This window comes from Vibrio coralliilyticus, assembly GCF_024449095.1.
In the GTDB taxonomy this organism is placed as follows: domain Bacteria; phylum Pseudomonadota; class Gammaproteobacteria; order Enterobacterales; family Vibrionaceae; genus Vibrio; species Vibrio coralliilyticus_A.
The window spans coordinates 160,713-179,815 of record NZ_CP024629.1; the positions used below are offsets into that span (position 1 = coordinate 160,713).

The following is a 19,103-nucleotide window of genomic DNA, read 5'->3' on the forward strand; positions in this document are numbered from 1 at the left end:
GCTAGCGCTCCAAAATTACTGGCTTAACAACAACAATTAGATTTGCCTTATATCTCTTAGCGCCAGTATTACCACCAGCCCACCAAGGGAAACGCTCGTTCAAGCTTTGTACGTCAGACGATGATAGGCTTCGTTCATAAGCGCTGACTATGGTAGTAGCACCATCGCGCATAATAACGTTTGCATTATTATTTTGACGTCGCGTTTCTTCCAGTTGAATCTCTTCGGTTTCCGACCCAACTTTCTCGACGTCCTGAATTACTTTAGTATTTACTGTGACATCGAGGTCGATTCTTCCCATCGACGTGATTCGTGGTGTAGCAGTAATACTGAAGCCTTCATCAATAAGCTTTGTTTCGGTTGACTGCTGTGAGAAGCCATCGCTCGTTACTGTTACACTTCTGCCAGATACGATGCCTTGATCTTCGATACTGCTTATAATTGTTGGAACAGCGTTCTTTGTTTTACCTGTCTTTCTGATGTGGCTGTACAGAGATGCGTTTTTGTGGACCATCTGTATGGCCGCTTGTAAGTTCCAGTTTCCTGTAATGACATTGGCAGTCATATTGCCAAGGCTAGCGTCAGGCACAAACGAAGGTGACCCAATAGAAACCTTTCCAGAACCTGCCGTTTCAAATGCAGTCTCCCAGTCAATTCCTTGATTCTGGGTGATCTCAGTAATGATCTCGAATACATCGACTGTAACGCCATAAGAAGTGGTTGCACGATAGTTGTAGTCCTTCAGAAATTTCTTCACCTTTTTGATGCTAGGAGGTGTGTCTTTTACCGTTACACTGTGATCGTGTTCGTTCACGTAAACCTCACCACTGCTAGTCAGCATTAGATTTAGCTGTGAGCTAATCTCTGAGAGTGCATTTTTGGTTTCATCTACAGCTTTAAACGTTGAACCGCTACTAGTTTCACTGCCGTCTGCGGAGGCTGCTTGATTAAAGTTTTTCGTGTATGTTTTTCCGTTTGCATCGACTAAAAAGGTAACAGGCTCAGTTCGATATATCGTTGCGCGGTCGTTTTCGTACTTCCACCAGGTGTTAGTATTTGCCGTAATTAGGTTTAAAGCATGCCTTAAACTTAGACCCTGCACATTTAGCTCCATGTTAAATCCGCTAGTACGGGAAGCGCTTTCGAGTGCATTAGAATCTAACGTAACAATATCAATGAGCTGTTGAGTTCCTGTGCTGTCATCATTTGATGAAACACTAGATTGAGCGCTATCAGATTCGCTGGAGAACGTCTCATCAATGTATTTTCGAGCATCATCGGAAACATTTACTACGATTCCGTATTTTTGATAGCGAGCATTAATCGTATTGATGATTGTGCCTAAATCCATATCATCACCACGACCGAAGTTCAAGACTTGATCAAAAGCAGGAGGAAGAGGTTGTTCATCAGCAACTTCAAACGCTCCTCCTAATACATCTAATTCATCAGAGTAGACATAAGGAGCCTGCGCCAAATCTTGTGTGTTGAGGTTGTATTCACCCTCTACACGCTGCCAAAGCGCTTGTTGGTCTTGGTTAATAGTCTCGCTGTTGGCTATTTCGTCTGTACTTGCACACCCTCCGATGACAGCGCTTGCAACGAATAGAGCTAAAGGTTTATTTGAAAAAGTGTTCATCTATCAGTTCCCTTATTTTCGTTGTGAGCCACGGCGGATAATTCGAACCACGTTGTGACCTTGCCATTTGGCCATTAATGGGAAGTCGCGTTGTTGAGTGCTAATCATCAACTGATTGAGAACCCCGTTTTTCCCCGCAAAGTCTCCTGTTAAGACTGCATTTGCCAGAATCGGGTAATCTACGTTTTGCGTGTCCCATATAACTTGCCAATTGACCTGTTGTGCAAAATCTTCAATGGTAGTTCGCAGAGATTTTGAGCGCGTGATTTCCCACGTACGAACCGGATCGGGCGTCTTTGAGGAAGAACCATGTTTGCTCGTTATAACTAGGTGCTTTTTGGGGATATCGAAAACAATCTGTAGGTAGGGATGTTGTACCCCGATAGTGTTTATGATTGATTTCCAGTCGCGGCCTTGCACCAGTGAGATTTGCTTACTGGAAGTGCCAGCGGGAGGAAAATATGTCCAATTTGTCGGTATAATACTTCTAATGAACTGATTCATGTTCACTAGTTGGTCAACGGTGGTGCTCGGATGCATATCATCAAGCATGCTTTCACTTCCAGCCGCAACTTTTGCGGTTACGTTTCTAGCATTATTTGATGACATAACAATCACGTTCGATGGCGCATTGTGTTCGAGTTGCTTTGCTAAAAGCTCGTCATGAGAGTGCTTTAATTGTTTCTGCATGGCTAACGACTGTGCAGCAAAATCCGAACGTTCTTTTTGAAACAATTCATCACGCTTGCGTTGTTCTGCCATCAATTGCTCTTCTTTTTTAAGGCTGTCAGAGATTAGCTGGCCATGTTTTTGCTGATAGCTTTCTTCCATCTGGAAACGCTCTTTAGCAAGCTGGTTACGTTCAGAAGCCAGTAGACGCCGATCATCATTTATTGCGACCCAGTCACGAGCGAGTTGTTTTTGTTCTTCGTAGACTTTTTCACTCTTTGCATCTGCGCGTAGCTGTTGTTCATACTGAAGTTCAGCAAGTTTACCTACTATGAACTCTGTAGATTGAGAGCTGCGCTCAATGGCGGCTGTTGCTGCCCGAGTATGTTCAATCTGAGCTTGTACTAGATCAAATTGAGACGAAGGTTGCATATCGTCTACGGTAACGTAGACACCTGCATGGGTAGGGTAGGCCACCGCTACAGCGAGTAGCGATGCAAGGCATTTAGGGGTCTTCATATTGTCCATTCCTTTATCCATATACCTGTAATTGTATTATATATTACATGACAATCAATCATTAATTCTAACGGTTGTTTTTTAATCTCGCATGACATGTTTTACTTCGCCTTGACCAAACTATCTTGCATATGTCCAAGAGATTGATATCACGCATACCTAAGATCAGTGCGATCACCCAATACGCGATACAGCCATGGATTACATAATCAACATGCCACCATATCCCAATAACCGGAAGAGGAACCAAGGCTGTCGAATCCATAATTCCAAGTCTTAAGCGATGGTTTTCTTGGTGTGTATTGTTACTACCTGACTCGTCCATACATTTCCTCAATTTCTTCCAGTGATTCTTTACTGATAACGCCTTGGTTAAACTTAGAAACAGCATCCTGGTAAAAGCTAGTGCCTTGCTCCCAAATGCAAGCTTTTACTTCATTTCTAAGAGATGCTAGAGGATTTGGTGAGCTAAGTGCCTCCTTAAGCCGTGATTCCACTTCGAACGTATGGTCCAAAATTTCTCTAATTGCAACGAGTCCCTCTCTATCTTTTCTAGGATATAAGCGCTGAGCAATGAACATCCGCGCTTCGGAAATCAAACTATCCAGAAGAGCTTCACGCTGCCCTTGTGGAAACTTCATGTAGATACGAGAGTAGGCGGAACTTATAGAGTTGCCGTGAGTTGAGCTTGATACCAAATGACCGGTATTACTGAATTCAATTGCGGCCTCAAATGATTCCGCATCGGTCATTTCACCAATCGCTATCCAATCACCAGCTTGGCGCATAGCGGTACTTATTGCTTCAGAGTAAGAAATCATATCTCCACTAACACCATCTTCACTGACGTTATGCGGTACATGTTGATTAGATGGGTGCTTTTTTACCGACTGCCACAAAAATTCTACTGGCCGAGAAAATTCAAGAACTCGCTTGAATGGGACTTTCTCCAATACATAACGCATGATAGCTGCAATTGTGGACGTTTTACCCTCACCAGTCGCACCAATAAGTAGAACTAACCCTTGCTTCATTTTACCGACTTTTTGTGCGATCTCTTCGGGCAGTTCGACATATTCAATCGTAGGGACATCAACCGGAAGGGGGCGAATGGCGCAATTGTAGCCCTTCTCACCGCCATCGGTGAACTTAGTGATTGAAATACGGAAGTTTTGCTTAACATTCGCATTTTCTACACTTCGTATAGCGAAGGATGGGTTCGTTCCTCGACCCGAATCGGCTAGGTCGAGTGACGGAAAATGAGGGCGCAGGATTGCATCTACTTGGGCGTGAGTTAGCGGCTGATTTCCCATAAGTAAACGCCGCTCATACTGTCGGCATCGCAGATAATCGCCACTTTTGATGTAAACGTCACGCAGATTCAACTCAACTGCAAACTGAAGGATCTCTTCGAATGTGTCGTAGTTGATGTTTCGAACTATATACACTTTCGATGTGGTGAATCCCACTGGATCAACACTAAAATCATTGTTGTTATAATCTGTTGTATCGCTCATTCTTCAGTGCCTCCATAGTTTGCTGGTGCTCTGGTGTAAAAATAGTAATATCTCTATTGGTAAGCTCTTCTAATAGGAGGTCACCTTCGATGACAGCATCTCGTATGGTGTTGGTCGCACTGGTATTTGGTCGTTGGTTGCTGCTCGCAGACCATTCTTGAGGTTTTACAACAAAAGTTGATTGCTCAGTAATTTCCACGCTGGTTGGATTCAGAATTAACTCTTCACCATCGTCTGACTTGCTATAAGACATTCGATGATTGGTAGCGAGAACCTGAACTTCTTTAATTACACCCGTCTCCACTAATCGCCAGTACCGCACCATACCAATCAAGTCAGCAAAGAGAAGTGTGTAGTTTTTTCGATATTCATCTTGTGCAACTCTGACTCCATTTTTCCATCCGGCATCAATTGACTTCTTCCAAATATCACGTTCGATATCGTTTTTTGGAAGAATCGATTGACTTGGAGTTGTTAGTTTTCTTTGCATGTCTGGAAATAGGTAATCTAACCAGTGAGGGGGAGAAATCCGTAAAGATGGGTATCGTCGAATTATGTATTTTTTTCCCTCAAGTAGAATAAGATCTTTGTTTACGGTTTTTATGGAGCTATCTACTTCATCTACAACGCCCCCAATAAGAAACATTCCCTTTGCTGGTCCACTGCTTAAGAGATTGCTATATCGTGAAAAGCTTAACGCATTGTTCCAAAATGATTTCTCAGAAAGCATCTTTTGCTTAATGAAATTCATTTCAGTTTGAAAACCATGTTCATACCCGATGGTATTTGCAATTCTCTTTAACTCTGAATAATACTCTTTCAGCTCTTTTGCATCATTCAGGTACAATTCGTTTGCTTGATCGAGTTCAGAAAGCACGTCTTTATCCATCGGAGCATCCAATGTTTTAGCCATGCATTGGATGCTTATAAGTACCAAGCACGTAATTGCGAACAACATTCGAAGCGATTGGTTCATTGATGTGCCTCTCTTGGTGCGTCGAGTGCTTGATAGGTAATAAGAATGGACTTGAAATTTGGGTCTATTCTAATATCTACAAAATGACCGACTTGTACTTCCAGTTGTTCAAGTGCAAGTGAAATTGGCTCTTGACGTAACTTTATTTCAACAGGTACACCCATGGCAGGTTTGTGGCCAACTTCATATACTCGGTTTGCATCCCAGCCCAAGTTGACAGCAAGCGCTTGCATATTTACTTTAAGGTCACAACTACAGTCGAAGTTAATCCGCTTATCGAGTCCCGAAAATCCCGCACTTATTTTGTCTTGCGATGTTTGTGATTTACCTTTTGCTTTTGCCTGCCTAATAAGCGCCAAAGCTCGAACTTCTTCAAGAAGCTCTTGAGTTTTTGAGCGAAGTTCCTGGTCAATGATATGGGGCTTTTCATCTGGAGGTGGGGCAGTGTGATTCACTTTTGAAGTGCTTGAACATGCACTTAATATCATACAAGAAACAATAACTGCACCATATTTATAAATCTGCATTATTTCCACACCTAATTGGTTGTTTGTGTATACCTGTTCTATTATTATACATTACACGCCGAGGCTATGTTAACAAATTTTGCTTCTTCGGTGTACAGTGATTCGATTAGCGAATAAGCTACATTCAAATCTATTATGTGTGTGGTATTTTATAAAATGTATGTATAAAACGAGTTGTATATAATCGTATATGTTGTATGTAAGGATTTTAGGTTTATGTCTAGATATTCGTCAGTTGAATCCGATCTGCATATCACCATTTCAGAACAATTATTAGACAATGCAGATCTTGATAACTTAATTTGTAAGGAGTTACCCAACCAATTTAGTAGGCTTAAAGACAAACGTTGTTCAATTAACGAATTGATTGAATTGCAAAAGTTTATCGATTTAAATCAGAACATACTAAAAAACAATATCTCAATCGCAATCAGATTGTGTGGTGGTTTATCTGCTTTTGCCAAGTCTTCAAATATGTCGGCTATTGATGTTCAAACTTCACTTGAAAAAGCTGAATACGAAATCCTAATAGCTGCTCTGTGTTCGCACGTAGGGAAGACTAGCGAGTGGTTTAGAACAGGGCGCGTTTATTATAGTGAACGCCAAATGTCAGCCATTCGTAAAAAGAACATAGCCGTTATTGTGTCATGCCTATCTGGGTATCCAAAATTTGTGTCCGCTGTATCAGAACAGCTTGGGCCAATAAAAGCTCACTATGTTAAAGTCCTTGAAGGCTCAAAGACACCTCATGGTGCGAGAATTTGTCGACTAATAGAGAATATTCTCGGACTACCACTTGGGACTCTTGACTTAAGTCAGGCCAAGTTTGAAAGAGTGGTGGGAGAACTTTTTAATTAAGCGTAGTGATTTAGAATTCCAGTTTGGAAAAGAGCGCCGTTACCCAATAAGTAACGGCGTTTTTTTATGCTGCGTATTCAAGTGACTCAAGGATAAGATTGATCGCGTCTTTGGTGGTCAATGGATTGTCTTGGTTGGTAGGGTCGTTGGTTAGCCTAGCGATCTCGTCTAAACACGTCCCGTTTGGATATGCTTTGCCTAAACGGATGAATGCTGACTTTTCACCAAACTTAAGTCTGGCCATCATTTTGAGGGTTTCATCATGCTCATCAGACGCAAAATTCCATAGGTAGGATGCGGTGATCTGATTTCTGAGAAGTTGAACAACATAACCTTCATAGTTTGAGAATCGCCCTATGTAACAGATTAGCCGCCCAAAACCGTCACTCTGTTTCAGCCTGCGACTTAACTCGTGAGAAAGGCTATCTGACAGCTTAAATAGGGACTTAAGTTCTGTAACATCATTGGGGCTTGCACTTAAAACATACACGTTAGTGGCCAACGACATAAAGCCTTTAGGCACGTGATTCAGTAACTGTGCGGCAATAGTTAAGATCAAGTTATACTTACGCGCAATGATGGTCACATTATCTTGTAAATCGTCCATCTCCTCTGATTTGAATTGGGCATATTCGTCCATGAAATCATGCTTCTTAATATTGCGCTCAGCGTCCAATATTCTAGCGTAGTGCTCTCTGTATATGTCAGGCACATATCTCATGAACGTTTCAGGATCTCGCCAAAAGTTCCTGGTACCCAAGTACTTCGCAAGGATTGCAAACACTTTCTGCATGGGCGCATCATTAATGTTTTGAAATAAAGGTTTTACATCAACGCCAACAATTTTGGCTTGCGAGACATCAATCTGAGATTTACTCCCTAGGATATTGCCAAAGCGTGCTAGAACTCCCTGTATCGATGCAATGATATAGTCACCTAGGCTAGTTTCACCAGCGCCTTCGACTGTTAGTGCATCAATGCTTTTTCTGAGTTCAGCATTTTCACGAATAACGGCTAAAAATTCGGTCAAATCGTGTGAGCCTTGTCTATGACAAAAACGAGCATGATCGAAAAATTTATGGTCTTCGATTTGAAATAATTTGTCGCGTATGGTGAACCATGTTTTTGGTTCAGATGACTCTAGCGCTATTGTTCCATCTCGAAGCATCTGATTTATTGTTCTGTGGTAATTGGCTTCATCACCTTTGTAGTTCGCTATAGCTGGCTCGTAAGTGCGGGGATTTTTTTCTGCATGGTCGAAAAACATGTTAAGAAGCCGAGATAGCGTATTACTTAGCTGTCCAGAAATTGGGGCTGTAGAATCTCCAGTAACCAGCCTTTTTAAGAATTTTACACAGAATTCAGATTCGTATGGCTCAAGACGACTCAAGCCAAACTGAGGCTCCAATATGTTAAATGCGGAATCTTTGAGAGTGACGCACTCCAATTTATGATGTTGGTTCTTTGGTAGCCAGCTTTTGAGGGCTCTAATGTAGTTCACAACTCCCGAACCGAAATCCAGGTAGGACATTGGCGGAAGGTCTTCATTTCCTTCAGCTAGAACGATAGCGGTATTTAAGATTGAGCAGAATGCTGTCTTACCAGATTTCATTGGACCTAAGATGACATTGGCTGCATAGTCCTGCTCTGAACTTACAGGGTTTATGGGGAACATTTTACCATCTTGGGATGACATGCAAATTCCACCTGATGTCATGGGTGTCGCTGGACGAGTGATTGGCAGTGTGGCTAAATGCTTAGTGTCTAATTGAGTACAGGCCCGAGCACTCTGTTTTTTTGCAAAACCCGGCAATGTTGAAAAATAGCTACGGTTAAGATTGCTAGGGGTTCTAATGGTAGGGGAACCCCATGATGTTAGCGCCTGCTTTAATTCTCTTTTGTTTTTTTTCGCTTGCTCTTCTGTTGTTGCCCATGTCGCAATACTCATAGTTCCACTAAGCAAGGTTCGATTGTTATTACGGGCCTCGAAAAGCAGATTCTTTATAGCGGTGTCAATGTTTCGCCCGTACTCACTTACTCTGAATAACAGCAAGAATGTTTGTCTAACACCTAGCTCAGTACAAATTTGGTCCGTGCCTGTATTTAGTTCATAGTAAACACGAAATGGGATATGGCGGTCTATTGACTTAAACAGGCTTTGAAACGTTGAGTAGGGTTGAATATTAAAATACTCACGATCCATCGTGGCAACGTGATAGTCACCACTTTGGATTATGCTTGAGTTTCGACTGCTCAGCGCTTTGTCATCAGTAATAGTTTGATAGGCTAAAGGAGGGTGCGCTACAAAATCGTTTTCGTTATTGCTGATCGCTAGGTCGATATCTGAACCGACACCTTTAGAGCGCCACTTGGTCTTCGATAGAGAAATTAGTTCTTCTTCTTCCTTAACGTATTTTAAGTATGTTTCACAGTTAAGAGGTACGAGTCCAAGGTATTGGCTAAATCGGCTTTGAAGGTCTTTAACGTAAGCTTGATGCTCATGAATGATATCAATCGACTCACGTGATGTATCCTGAAGCAATAATGGAATTTCATCGATGGTAATTTCATTGCCAGAAAGTTTTACCGGTTCTTTCGTGGCTCCACTAAATCCTGTGCGTTTGGTAAACACAATCATCAACGCTCGTTCAAAGGAGCAGTTTGCTTCAAGGTCTTTAATCTGCTCTTCGAAGAAGTGATGTGCATCAAGACCTAGTCTATTGATGGTATCAAACGTGGGTTTAAAGATATCTTCTAATTGCGGTTTTGTACGATTAGGATCTCTTACAAACATCATCCCAATTTTATGATTTGCAGGACGAAGAGTATGCTGTGTGGAGTCTTGAACCGCATCAATATGAGATATCTCTGTTTCCGATGTTAGGTAACGCTGAGTACCGATAACTTCAAAGGCTGTAAACACGCTGCCGTCAAGACAAACCATAATGGAGTCATCGACGGTTGATGAACACAACAAATTGCAGTGTGAGTAAGCGCCTTCTTCAAAGGCATCGCCTATCAGGTTCATACAAGCGGTGAAAGTAGGGATTTTTAATCCGAGCATACATCTCCCCTTGTTAGAACAATACTTGAATTGGTTTTGTGTTTGACTGTTCATCAACTGACATCTGTGTTTTCTGCTGAGCCAATTGTTGACGAGACGCGTTGTACACCTCTTGCCTAGTTTTAAGCTTGTCAAATAGAGGTACCACTTTTTGCGCTACAAGTTCATCAGATGGCGATGAGCCAAGACTATCAAGAGACAAAATGTCATTGGCATCAACAACGCCACCAATAGGATGTAACCTAGTGATCTGGTACATTAAATCTTTTTTTATACGCTCTTCGTATAATTGACTATCGCTAATTGCTGTAAACATTTTACCCACCTTTAGATGATATTGATTTGCGGTATTAAGCCTTCTTCTCTACACATTTGAGTGAAGTTTTCGATTCGATGTTCGTCGAGCTTCATAGCAAATCTAATGGTTCCACTTACAAAGCCAGTAAACTTGTAGCCCTTGTTAATAAAGTTGATGGCTTTTTGCCTACAAAGTACGCGGTCGTATGCTCTAACATATGCTGCTATTGGAGATATGCTTGTATCTCTTTTGCTGTGGTAGCTCATTGAAAGCCACATAATTTCATTAACTAGCCCATTGGTGTAGCTCACAAATTTGGTGTTGGCTGGTGGTTGTTCTGGGAAATTTGGGAGCTTTCCAGCATCGGTTATGTAAGCATTGCCCAATTTGAGAGTGCAGTAGTTCAGCATATCTACTGCCTCCACTAGAGTGGCCCACATGCGATGCTTGCTATTGCTAACTTCTTTTCCTAGAGGCATGTTGTCATGATGCAGTTTATCTGTGTATGTCGCTTCAAATTCGATAAACCCTGCCTTTGAGTTAGCAAGATCTACCAATTCAGTTGCTGTTTGACTATCTACTAGTGCGCCGTGCTTACCTGTGCCACACTCTTTGCCTTTTAGAGCATCGTAGGTTCTGTACTCGGTAGATATTGGATACCTTTGATTGACTAGATGAAGAAAGTAGGGCGTTTTGGGATTCTTAATACTGACTACTTTTTCATGCACCCCTTTTCGGTGCGTGCCCGCTTGTAGCTTCTGTAACGAGTTGTCGATTGCATGTTCAAGAGATTGACTCGGTGAGCCATCAAGAAAATACACTGAATGCTCATTGGTCGGAGAAACCTGATCTCTTATTGTCTTAAGGACGGTATGATCTTTATCGGTATCAATTCCAAATTGATGTAACTTTTCCGCTACTTGAGAAAATACTTTGAGCAGTACTGGCATCTTTTCATTCAGGTCATCCTTCAATCCTAACTCAGCAACTACAGATGATACCCCCACTCCAAAATAGGCCGAATGCACAATGCGGTATGCTTGACCTATCTCTTTGTTGTGAGTGAAAAAATGTGAGCGCTTGTTTGATAAATAAAAATATTTTGGATTTAGGTTATCAAGATCGACCCGTTGTACTTTTTCGGGATCATCACAGGTGCATACGTTGGCGATGGGCTTATAACCAGGCTTTGTGCCTTCAATTTCATGTATCCAAAGTATTGCTAAGTTCAATTCGTTATTTGCCATATATTTTTCCATACCTACTTTAATTGTTTGGCTTGTGCCACCCACTGAGCCGGATTGTTAGGACTGCTAATATCATTCATACTCAAGCTGTGCTTAGCGAACATCTCTATCTCACCTTGAAACTGAGTCTTGTCATATAGAAGTCGAATGCCACTGAATGTCCCTACAGCTCTGTTTGCATACTCATCCTCGCTCATTCGCATAAAAGCATTTGCAAAATGTTCTGGGCTGGTGGTTTTGAAGTCTCGCTGTATAACCGCTTTCATGGCTTCCAGCGATTGAATGAGGGTGTTGAGTCCATGCGATTGCTGTTTCAGTTTGCTGTAATGGGCTGCTTTCTTAGGTGTGGCATTAATGATGTATTCATGCGCGTAACAGATCGCTTGAATTTGGTTAAGTGTTGCTTGAGGAATAGAAGGTGCGTAGATCATTGTTCCAAGTGAATTAGCGCCCACCCAACCCAAATGATATGTGTAGTGGCAAAAAGGGCAGTTAATTTCGAAGTTATCAGGCTTGTTATTAGTATGGTTTCCATCTTTATGATGAATGTGAAAACCTTCTGCCATTTCCATCGTGCAGTTTTTGCAGGTGGGTACCTGCTGACCTTCATAATTGCTTGTCAGATCGGTGATAAACGCATCTCTAGCCGCCTGATATTCCGAGTCATCGTGGCTCAAGTTGGGATTGTCAGCACGTGCTAGTGCATTAGCATCTCGTATTACCCCTACGAATAGCTCAGTATTATGGGGTAACTGACCAAGCTTACCGATATTCGTCATATTCAGCATTTCAGTAGACCTCCTGATTCATTGGAGTGCTTTGGTTGCGATTCTCAAAAAATTCAACAGCATCGATATCAGTGTTTTGGAACAACTGTTTGCTCGATGTCTGTTGACATCCAATAGGAGAGCCGAAACCAAAGGACACCAAAAACAGAATGTAGCTCAACTGTTTTGGCAGTCTTGTTCTTTCTGCCGTTACGTAGACGACTATGGCACCTAGAAAAAACGCTATGGCCAAAAACATAAAGGCACCATAGACAGCGCCTGTCCCTGCATCGACCGTAACCGCCAGTCGATAGATAACGGAACTTCTTTTATCTTCTTCTTGTGCAAATGCCGCCACAGGAAAGAAGGCGGTTATCACCAGCGCTTTGTAGTATGAGAATATTGGCTTCATTTCATGCCTTTAGTAAGGTTCAGAGAGGAGGGCGGCTTCACCCGCCCTTACTGTTAGTTGTTGCTTAGCGGACCTTGTTTATCTGATAGAAACTGACTCACCTCTGACGTTCGACCTGTCAGAGACTTTGTACCACTGTCAATCCACAGGCCAATGCTCCCAGCAAATACTGCCGCTAAAAATAGAATACCTGCTGCTTTTTTTGTTTTGGACGAATCACCACCATTGTTTCGGTTCGAAGCTACGAACGCTATCAAACCCATGAGCGCAAAGGCGATTGCGAAAAGATAGGAGGTGTTATAGCCTGCTTGAGTCGCCGCTACCTGGGTATTATCGATGTTAGTAATTACACCTACTAGGTCTGGGATGTCATCATTATTCGCCATGGCCAAAGATGGCATGACAATAAAGACGGATAGGCACGCAACACGCACGGTATTTGCTAGTTTGTTTATTTGATTCTTCATTTTTAATAAGTCCTAGTTTCTATTTATTGAAAACCGCGAATAAAGTAACGTTCGAATTGAACCTCACCAGTTTTCATATCGAGCTTTCTAACACTGCCAATGTTCTCCACGTATTTATTTTTTGCTAAAGGCATTGGCATATTTGTCAGTGGGTTATAAACGACAACTTCATTTGTTTCAGGCTTCGTTGAAATCACAGTCCATCCTTTCAGTTCAACCTTTCGGTTGGCTGCGCTTGGCTTGGGCTGTTCAACGGCCTTGGTTTGTGGTGTTTTGGAAGAAGCTTTCTTAGTGGCCTTCTTTGGTTGTTGTTTCTTGCGAATAGCGGCTAGCTCTTCGTCAGTGAATTCCTGTCTGATTCCATCTATGAAGAAATTGCCTGAGATTCTAAGCAGAGGTTCACCGGTATTAGTAAACTCAACTGATTCCACTGTATGACTGCCGTACTTACTTAAAAACGGTTCACCCACCGTGAGAGTGATCGAATTGTCTTTTCCGTTTTTTAGAGGAGCATCAACAACAAATAAGGTGTTATCTTTCAGAGCTGTAACAATGTTGAACTCCTTTAGCCTGCGAGGTGACGATGTTTTAGTGGGATTCGAAAACTTTGCGCTTTGGACCTCCTTTCGCAAAACAGAAAAGTCTTGTTCTAAACCCTCCACTCTACTGTTTAATGCAGACATCTCCTCCGGAGCAGAGTGGCTGCCAGTCTTGTTGAGCTCTCCACTACTACGAAGACGATTAAGCACGGTGTTCACAATCGTCTGAGGTTCCAGTGAATAGCCGTTGGTCTTCATAAATCCCTGTTTGTCGACCCACACCTTTGCGTCATTTAATACGCCACTGCGCGCAATGCTTACTTCACCGTCGACATAATTCTTAACTTCGGTTTCTAACTTACCTTTTACAGTGGCTGTTATATCTGCTAACTGCTGCTCGCTAACTTGCACTTCTTGAGGCGTTTTTTTTACAGCTTGTTGAATGGATTGCTCTACGGACAGTAATAAAACTTGCTTATCTATGGGTTTAACTATCATTTTTTCGTATGCGACAAACCCACCGACCCCGCATGAAGCAAGGATGGCGACAACAGGTAGAATTAGGCTTGTATCAAACGAGAAAGATTTGCCAAACTTTGGCGGCTTTCCTCTTTTATTTTCTAGTGGTGCATCTTGCGCTTCGCTCATGGTTATCCCTCGAAATTAAAGGTTGTGGTCGCCCTTGCTGGTTGCGCTGGTGCAACCTCTGCTAAAGACTCACTTGATAGGTACAATGGAGATACCATCACCATGCCTACAACATATTTGTCTGGAATAGTGATAGTTGGTGGTAAATTTGCATTTGCTCTTAGGTCAGGCAGAAACTCTTTGGCCACCCCTGCAAGACCACCGATCACTTTATCCTTGGTATCGGAAATCGAAGGGGTAGTAATTACTGTATTTCCATCAGCAATTACAGTCGATGAGTCAATGACATAGTCGACAAATGGCAACATGAAAGCTGCACTTGCTCTCGCTAGTGTTCTTTCAATAAAGTGGCTGTCATAATTGTTATTAAAAAGAGGTGATGTGTTGGTTGTTATGTCCATGCCATACGCATTAATTGCTACGCTTTCATCACCAAATTCGAAACGATTACCTTTCAAAAGAATTCCATTTTTCCTTTGGGTAAATTCGAACGAACCTACAATTACAGCTGGTTGTAGTGGGGGCTCAACAACATCGCAGAACAAAGGAAGTTTGTAGTCTGAATCGACGGTCCAACGTAATTCACACAATATCATCTCCCCAGAACCAGCCACTTTTACTTTCTGAATGTCATCCGTTTGGATCGGTTTTGAATCAGTAGTAGTGTTTGTTGGTAGCCTTCTAGTTATTGACGATGAACTATCAAGTGCTTGCTCCGCAGTTAGCTGATTCGGTGCCTCTGAAGCTATCGAAACCGTGTATTCATTAATATCATCAACCTTCTCTAGCTCTGTATATAAATCAGATATCTTTTTTTCTACCTCGCCCCTTTCCTTATCAAGTAGGTCGATAGGAAAATATGGCGACACATTCAACAGCATTGCCATATTCGCACGGCGTATTTGGTCAGGAGATGGCTCAGTTTTCTGTGTTTTTTGCGTTTTCTTCTGACTGTTCCCAGTCTTGGGTTCCTTTTTTTCTTTAGGTTTTGTCGTCACGGTAGGAACTTTTTTACTTTCAGCCGCAGCTTTTTCGGCCAAAGCACTGGTGCTATCAATGTGTGTTCCACCAGCCTTTTTTGCTATCGATTTTTGGTTGTCTTCGTGATTCGCAATGACTCGTTTCGCTGGGTTGTTGTCACTTAACGCGATGTCTTTTTGGCTAGCTTGTTGAGAAGCAGGCTTTCGACTAACTTTTGATTTCACTTCACTCGGGGTCTGAAGTGTTTGTGAGCCCAGCACAACGGACCGCGCATAATAAAATACGAATGCAGCGAGAACGAGTAGAATACTGACTGTAAATATGATCCAACGCTTTCGTGTTTCATGTTTCTTGTTTTGTGCGTCAATAGGGTTGTGCTTTTGCACATTCTCATGATTCATAGACACTGACCTCAGTTTCCACATTGTTCACATAGAAAAAATAGGTAGCGCGAGGCACTGCCTTGAAAGCGTATAAATTACCAATGCTGTTGGCGCTATAAACTTCGTACTTCAATATCGCTTCGGTTCTAAAATAAAAATACTCACCAATTCGATAAGCTTGTGAGCCTGGTGGGAGTCCTATGACCTTCAAAGGTTTTGCATTTGGGGGGATGCGTCCACTAAGTACGGCTGACATGTAAGGGTCATCGTCTTTATTGAGCTTAGTAAATGGCACCTTCACTGATTCAATTGGCATGTCATTATCTGGCGAAATTGTGGAGAGCATAATGTTGACGGTGACATCAATGTCTTGATTCGCAAATGACGTTATGTAAAAAGGTACGGGCTGTGTAGCGCCTTTTAAAAATACAAATCCAGACACTTCTTTGTCATTGGCTTTTGAAACAATGAGCAACTGGTTTGAATTAGGCTTGAGTACATCGAACGACTTGGCCTTAACATCACTCTGATTGGGTATATGGCTTTCAATAGAATAAGGAGCCCCTAATCTGTCAAAGAAACTAATAACAGTAGGGCGGTTGACTCTATTATTGATCCTAATTTGCTTGATGGAGTTAGGGTCATAAGGTATTGAACGGACGTTAATATTGTTGTTGTACAGGGGTCTGTTTTTGGCCGCTTCGGTTTTCGAGATGTCCTCACGTCGTTGCTTTATGCGCTCTGGACTATTAATTAACCGATACTCTTCATCTTTTGCTTCGAGAGAATGGAGCGCTCTAGCAATGTCAGTGTTGCTTTTGAGGTCGCTTATGCGTTGCTCTTGTTCAGTTAATTTCGCGAGCGCCAGCTCTCTTACTACGTTTTGTTCGGCCAACGACATGCTGTCAGCATACAAAATCATGTTATCAACGGTCTTGAATTGTTTGAATAGTCGCTTCTTTATTGCATCTTTGTCGTAATACGTACCTGAGTTGCTATCGTAATCGACGTTTTCATTCTCGATCCTGAACTCATTTGGGCTATGCGCATTTACTAATTGTGTCTGGTCATAGGAATCGAGCGTCTCGATTGAGAGAACGGGGTGTTCTTGCACGATTTGTATCCCAGCAACACTGGGCATGACTGATGAAACAGACATCAGAATCATGAGTGCTCTATAGAGACGAGTGCTAGAATACATGGCCATACCTTTTAATACATATATTGCTATTATAAATTAAATGAAATTGTATGCGATCATTTTTTTAAAAAACCTAAAGCAACCGCATCGTCAGTCTAACGAAAGTACGCTTCTTATTGCTAAACCATGCCAGCGAAATAGTTCAGATGTTCTTTCAACAAGTACTTGATAGCGAATAGGGGCATCAAGTTTTTGGCCGGACATCTCAATTCGGAATGTATACTCAAACTCGTAGATATATCGCTTGTCTTTGTACGGAATCCACTGTCTAGAGCCATCGCTTGATAGATATGTTGCGTCATACTCTCTTACTTCAGCTTGAACCAATCGAGCCTCTTCAATCTTGATTGTCATGGATGTCTTATTAGACATAAGGGTAGGGATAATATTGGAATCTTTAAGTTGCTTCTGAAAATCTTGTCCGCGAGTTACGAACGAGTAAGGTACATAATTGGTGGAGAAAATCTCGCTATTGCAGTTTGAAGAGATGTAACCATAACTTTGCCAGTCAAACGTAAGGCAGTACGATAGCTTTTCGGTTACCCAATTCTCGACTTCCTGGTCGTTGAGGTGGCTAGGTTTGTCACGAGCTATTGGCTCAAGATATCCTCCAGATCTATTTACAGGTATAAATTCTCTATTGACATCCTCTGAGGTTGCGCTGTTATACAGATATACAGTGTAACCAGCCAATCCAATGGAGAGCCATGCAATGATAAACCATATAACTAACTCCAGTCTTATGTAGTTATTTAAGGAGATAATGGCAACATGAGCGCTGTCATGACTTGATTTCATGGTTATAACCTTATTCCTATTATCTCAAATTGAAATGGGTTGTTTGATTTTTGTAACGGTGTAATCCAAAGCTGTACCAGTCTTGATTCTGGAACCCTAGACGTCCTTAGTACATTCGTTAGCTTGATCGGGAATACAAGAACATAATATTGGTAGTTATTCTTTTCCCATGGCGCAACGATGACAGGCTTGCGTGCTCCAGTTGCGTAGCGAGTGCCTTCATCTTCAGATATTTGTCTTCCGACTATTTCTGCATATTTTCTTTGATACACTAGCCCTGCATTGTAAGAAAAATATTGATTCCTACAGAATTCACTCTTTGATACATAGTTCAACGGTGTTAATGAAAAACAAGTGATGATTACTCGTTCGGCAAAATTGATGAGCTTTGCGTCTGAGAGCGCGGCCACACTGTGAATTTTCAATTTCTTCCATTGGTCGCCCGACTTTATGTAGGCTTCTCTAGTAGGTGGAGTACTAACGCTGGTGGATAGGTTCGTAACCAGTAAGGCCATCACCAAAATACAAGCAATCACCATTATTGACTGTAAATGCCTAGTAAACATGCCTATGACTCCCACCTGCTCATTGCCGATAAGACCCAAGTCGATTCATTGACGCCCAGAAGTGTCACTATAAATCTAACTTTATATCTACGGACTTCGCGACCATTACTAATCAAAGACACGTTCGCGTAGATTTCTAGAACGCTTTCATCCAACACCAAGCTATTAAGAGGTCTTATCCCAGCGTTTTCATAGAGGGTTGCTAGGTCAACACCATTGCTGGAGCCGTCAATCAGCAGAGGACTATCTATGATTTCGAACTTAACCTTCCTGACCCTATCGCTGGCTTCAATTGCCTCAGTTAGTTTGTAATTGGTAAGATTTATTAAAGCATCCTGTTCAAATGTGCCTTCCGTATCTGCCAGTCTGTTTTGTAACAGTCCATAGGTTGCACTAGTGAAGTTAAACATGTCAGTTAGGTTTCGGGCGGTATAGCTTTGAACAAGCGCAACATAATCATCAAATGCATGCTCAGCATCGACTACAGGAAGAGTATTGATTATCCCATTGTTTTGTCCCACAACGTACGTCCCACTCGCATCCTCCCATTGAGTAATGGAATACTGATACATGCCAAAGAGAATCGCAGTTGCAAAAAGTGCGAATGACGCCATAGCGGTACCGGACCAAGCCATCATTCGATTGATAGCATCTGCTATAGTTTGGTTAGATCGCTTATCCATTCTACTTCTCCGAATTCATTGAAGGTGTATAGATCCCATTGCTTGTTCTTTGAATTGATAGATAGCGTCATCCCTGCAAAAAATATGGTGCAAAGGAACGCAAGGCATACCACCCACTTGAGCGCCCTAGTAGCGGTTAAGACTTTTCTATCATCTCCCCACCATCTAGGTGCTTTGAATCTAAGAAATCCCACTTTGACCACTTTTTGGACAGTAGGGGGTAACGAATACACCCATTCTGCATATTGCCTTTCTGCTCTGCTGGTTTTCATCTTAATCCACACATGATGACTAACAATATCTGTTTTGTTATTATATATTACATGTAAATGTGTGAATAGGGT

18 protein-coding genes are annotated in these 19,103 nt (G+C 42.0%); 1 reads left to right on the plus strand and 17 read right to left on the minus strand.

Features of this window, described 5'->3' with window-relative positions; all coding sequences use genetic code 11:
- Window position 1 precedes the first annotated feature (1 nt).
- The 5 genes from CTT30_RS23280 to CTT30_RS23300 form a co-directional block, all read right to left on the minus strand.
- Window positions 2-1,639, minus strand: coding sequence for a type IV pilus secretin PilQ (locus tag CTT30_RS23280; protein ID WP_229631154.1), 1,638 nt, complete (start codon window positions 1,637-1,639; stop codon window positions 2-4).
- A 12-nt stretch (window positions 1,640-1,651) separates the two neighbouring features.
- Window positions 1,652-2,827, minus strand: a complete 1,176-nt coding sequence (locus tag CTT30_RS23285) for a TcpQ domain-containing protein (RefSeq protein WP_252037731.1) — start codon at window positions 2,825-2,827, stop codon at window positions 1,652-1,654.
- A 308-nt stretch (window positions 2,828-3,135) separates the two neighbouring features.
- The gene (locus CTT30_RS23290) at window positions 3,136-4,344 is read right to left on the minus strand and encodes an ATPase, T2SS/T4P/T4SS family (RefSeq protein ID WP_252037733.1); all 1,209 of its coding nucleotides are present in this window, start codon (window positions 4,342-4,344) and stop codon (window positions 3,136-3,138) included.
- On the minus strand, window positions 4,322-5,257 hold the full coding sequence (locus CTT30_RS23295; protein ID WP_252037735.1) for a type IV secretory system conjugative DNA transfer family protein: 936 nt from the start codon (window positions 5,255-5,257) through the stop codon (window positions 4,322-4,324). Before CTT30_RS23295 ends, CTT30_RS23290 begins: the two co-directional genes overlap by 23 nt.
- A 59-nt stretch (window positions 5,258-5,316) precedes the next feature.
- A complete protein-coding gene (locus CTT30_RS23300; protein WP_229631158.1) occupies window positions 5,317-5,847 on the minus strand; it encodes a DotD/TraH family lipoprotein in 531 nt (176 codons plus the stop codon).
- 216 nt (window positions 5,848-6,063) lie between these two features.
- Here CTT30_RS23300 and CTT30_RS23305 point away from each other — a divergent pair, with 216 nt between their 5' ends.
- On the plus strand, window positions 6,064-6,705 hold the full coding sequence (locus CTT30_RS23305) for a hypothetical protein (protein WP_252037737.1): 642 nt from the start codon (window positions 6,064-6,066) through the stop codon (window positions 6,703-6,705).
- Window positions 6,706-6,769: 64 nt separating this feature from the next.
- Here CTT30_RS23305 and CTT30_RS23310 read toward each other — a convergent pair whose 3' ends face one another.
- From CTT30_RS23310 to CTT30_RS23365, 12 genes are all read right to left on the minus strand, one after another.
- Complete coding sequence (locus CTT30_RS23310) at window positions 6,770-9,769, minus strand: putative type IV secretion/conjugal transfer ATPase (protein WP_252037738.1); 3,000 nt, start codon at window positions 9,767-9,769, stop codon at window positions 6,770-6,772.
- A gap of 13 nt (window positions 9,770-9,782) precedes the next feature.
- The gene (locus CTT30_RS23315) at window positions 9,783-10,085 is read right to left on the minus strand and encodes a hypothetical protein (protein WP_229631162.1); all 303 of its coding nucleotides are present in this window, start codon (window positions 10,083-10,085) and stop codon (window positions 9,783-9,785) included.
- An 11-nt stretch (window positions 10,086-10,096) separates the two neighbouring features.
- Window positions 10,097-11,314 (minus strand): hypothetical protein, encoded by a 1,218-nt coding sequence (locus tag CTT30_RS23320; RefSeq protein WP_252037741.1) that lies wholly within the window; start codon window positions 11,312-11,314, stop codon window positions 10,097-10,099.
- Window positions 11,315-11,328: 14 nt separating this feature from the next.
- Complete coding sequence (locus tag CTT30_RS23325; RefSeq protein WP_252037743.1) at window positions 11,329-12,102, minus strand: hypothetical protein; 774 nt, start codon at window positions 12,100-12,102, stop codon at window positions 11,329-11,331.
- Between the two features lies 1 nt (window position 12,103).
- Window positions 12,104-12,493, minus strand: coding sequence for a hypothetical protein (locus CTT30_RS23330; RefSeq protein WP_229631166.1), 390 nt, complete (start codon window positions 12,491-12,493; stop codon window positions 12,104-12,106).
- 53 nt (window positions 12,494-12,546) lie between these two features.
- Window positions 12,547-12,960: a hypothetical protein gene (locus tag CTT30_RS23335; protein WP_252037744.1), complete on the minus strand. Its 414-nt coding sequence runs from the start codon at window positions 12,958-12,960 to the stop codon at window positions 12,547-12,549.
- Between the two features lie 23 nt (window positions 12,961-12,983).
- The gene (locus CTT30_RS23340) at window positions 12,984-14,147 is read right to left on the minus strand and encodes a hypothetical protein (protein WP_252037746.1); all 1,164 of its coding nucleotides are present in this window, start codon (window positions 14,145-14,147) and stop codon (window positions 12,984-12,986) included.
- A gap of 2 nt (window positions 14,148-14,149) precedes the next feature.
- Window positions 14,150-15,352: a TraB/TrbI/VirB10 family type IV secretion system protein gene (locus CTT30_RS23345; protein WP_252037747.1), complete on the minus strand. Its 1,203-nt coding sequence runs from the start codon at window positions 15,350-15,352 to the stop codon at window positions 14,150-14,152.
- 166 nt (window positions 15,353-15,518) lie between these two features.
- Window positions 15,519-16,679, minus strand: coding sequence for a DotH/IcmK family type IV secretion protein (locus CTT30_RS23350; protein ID WP_252037748.1), 1,161 nt, complete (start codon window positions 16,677-16,679; stop codon window positions 15,519-15,521).
- 123 nt (window positions 16,680-16,802) lie between these two features.
- Window positions 16,803-17,510: a hypothetical protein gene (locus tag CTT30_RS23355; protein ID WP_252037750.1), complete on the minus strand. Its 708-nt coding sequence runs from the start codon at window positions 17,508-17,510 to the stop codon at window positions 16,803-16,805.
- A gap of 2 nt (window positions 17,511-17,512) precedes the next feature.
- Window positions 17,513-18,076, minus strand: a complete 564-nt coding sequence (locus CTT30_RS23360; protein ID WP_252037751.1) for a hypothetical protein — start codon at window positions 18,074-18,076, stop codon at window positions 17,513-17,515.
- Between the two features lie 2 nt (window positions 18,077-18,078).
- Window positions 18,079-18,759 (minus strand): hypothetical protein, encoded by a 681-nt coding sequence (locus CTT30_RS23365; protein WP_229631173.1) that lies wholly within the window; start codon window positions 18,757-18,759, stop codon window positions 18,079-18,081.
- Window positions 18,760-19,103 lie beyond the last annotated feature (344 nt).

Excerpts from the sequence above, each read along its gene's own strand:
- CTT30_RS23295 (WP_252037735.1), bottom strand. The coding sequence starts at position 5,257 with ATGGCTAAAACATTGGATGCTCCGATGGATAAAGACGTGCTTTCTGAA.
- CTT30_RS23355 (WP_252037750.1), bottom strand. The coding sequence starts at position 17,510 with ATGAAATCAAGTCATGACAGCGCTCATGTTGCCATTATCTCCTTAAAT.
- CTT30_RS23350 (WP_252037748.1), bottom strand. The coding sequence starts at position 16,679 with ATGATTCTGATGTCTGTTTCATCAGTCATGCCCAGTGTTGCTGGGATA.
- CTT30_RS23365 (WP_229631173.1), bottom strand. The coding sequence starts at position 18,759 with ATGGATAAGCGATCTAACCAAACTATAGCAGATGCTATCAATCGAATG.
- CTT30_RS23360 (WP_252037751.1), bottom strand. The coding sequence starts at position 18,076 with ATGTTTACTAGGCATTTACAGTCAATAATGGTGATTGCTTGTATTTTG.
- CTT30_RS23315 (WP_229631162.1), bottom strand. The coding sequence starts at position 10,085 with ATGTTTACAGCAATTAGCGATAGTCAATTATACGAAGAGCGTATAAAA.
- CTT30_RS23285 (WP_252037731.1), bottom strand. The coding sequence starts at position 2,827 with ATGAAGACCCCTAAATGCCTTGCATCGCTACTCGCTGTAGCGGTGGCC.
- CTT30_RS23305 (WP_252037737.1), top strand. The coding sequence starts at position 6,064 with ATGTCTAGATATTCGTCAGTTGAATCCGATCTGCATATCACCATTTCA.
- CTT30_RS23280 (WP_229631154.1), bottom strand. The coding sequence starts at position 1,639 with ATGAACACTTTTTCAAATAAACCTTTAGCTCTATTCGTTGCAAGCGCT.
- CTT30_RS23300 (WP_229631158.1), bottom strand. The coding sequence starts at position 5,847 with ATGCAGATTTATAAATATGGTGCAGTTATTGTTTCTTGTATGATATTA.
- CTT30_RS23330 (WP_229631166.1), bottom strand. The coding sequence starts at position 12,493 with ATGAAGCCAATATTCTCATACTACAAAGCGCTGGTGATAACCGCCTTC.
- CTT30_RS23310 (WP_252037738.1), bottom strand. The coding sequence starts at position 9,769 with ATGCTCGGATTAAAAATCCCTACTTTCACCGCTTGTATGAACCTGATA.
- CTT30_RS23320 (WP_252037741.1), bottom strand. The coding sequence starts at position 11,314 with ATGGCAAATAACGAATTGAACTTAGCAATACTTTGGATACATGAAATT.
- CTT30_RS23335 (WP_252037744.1), bottom strand. The coding sequence starts at position 12,960 with ATGAAGAATCAAATAAACAAACTAGCAAATACCGTGCGTGTTGCGTGC.
- CTT30_RS23290 (WP_252037733.1), bottom strand. The coding sequence starts at position 4,344 with ATGAGCGATACAACAGATTATAACAACAATGATTTTAGTGTTGATCCA.
- CTT30_RS23325 (WP_252037743.1), bottom strand. The coding sequence starts at position 12,102 with ATGCTGAATATGACGAATATCGGTAAGCTTGGTCAGTTACCCCATAAT.
- CTT30_RS23340 (WP_252037746.1), bottom strand. The coding sequence starts at position 14,147 with ATGAGCGAAGCGCAAGATGCACCACTAGAAAATAAAAGAGGAAAGCCG.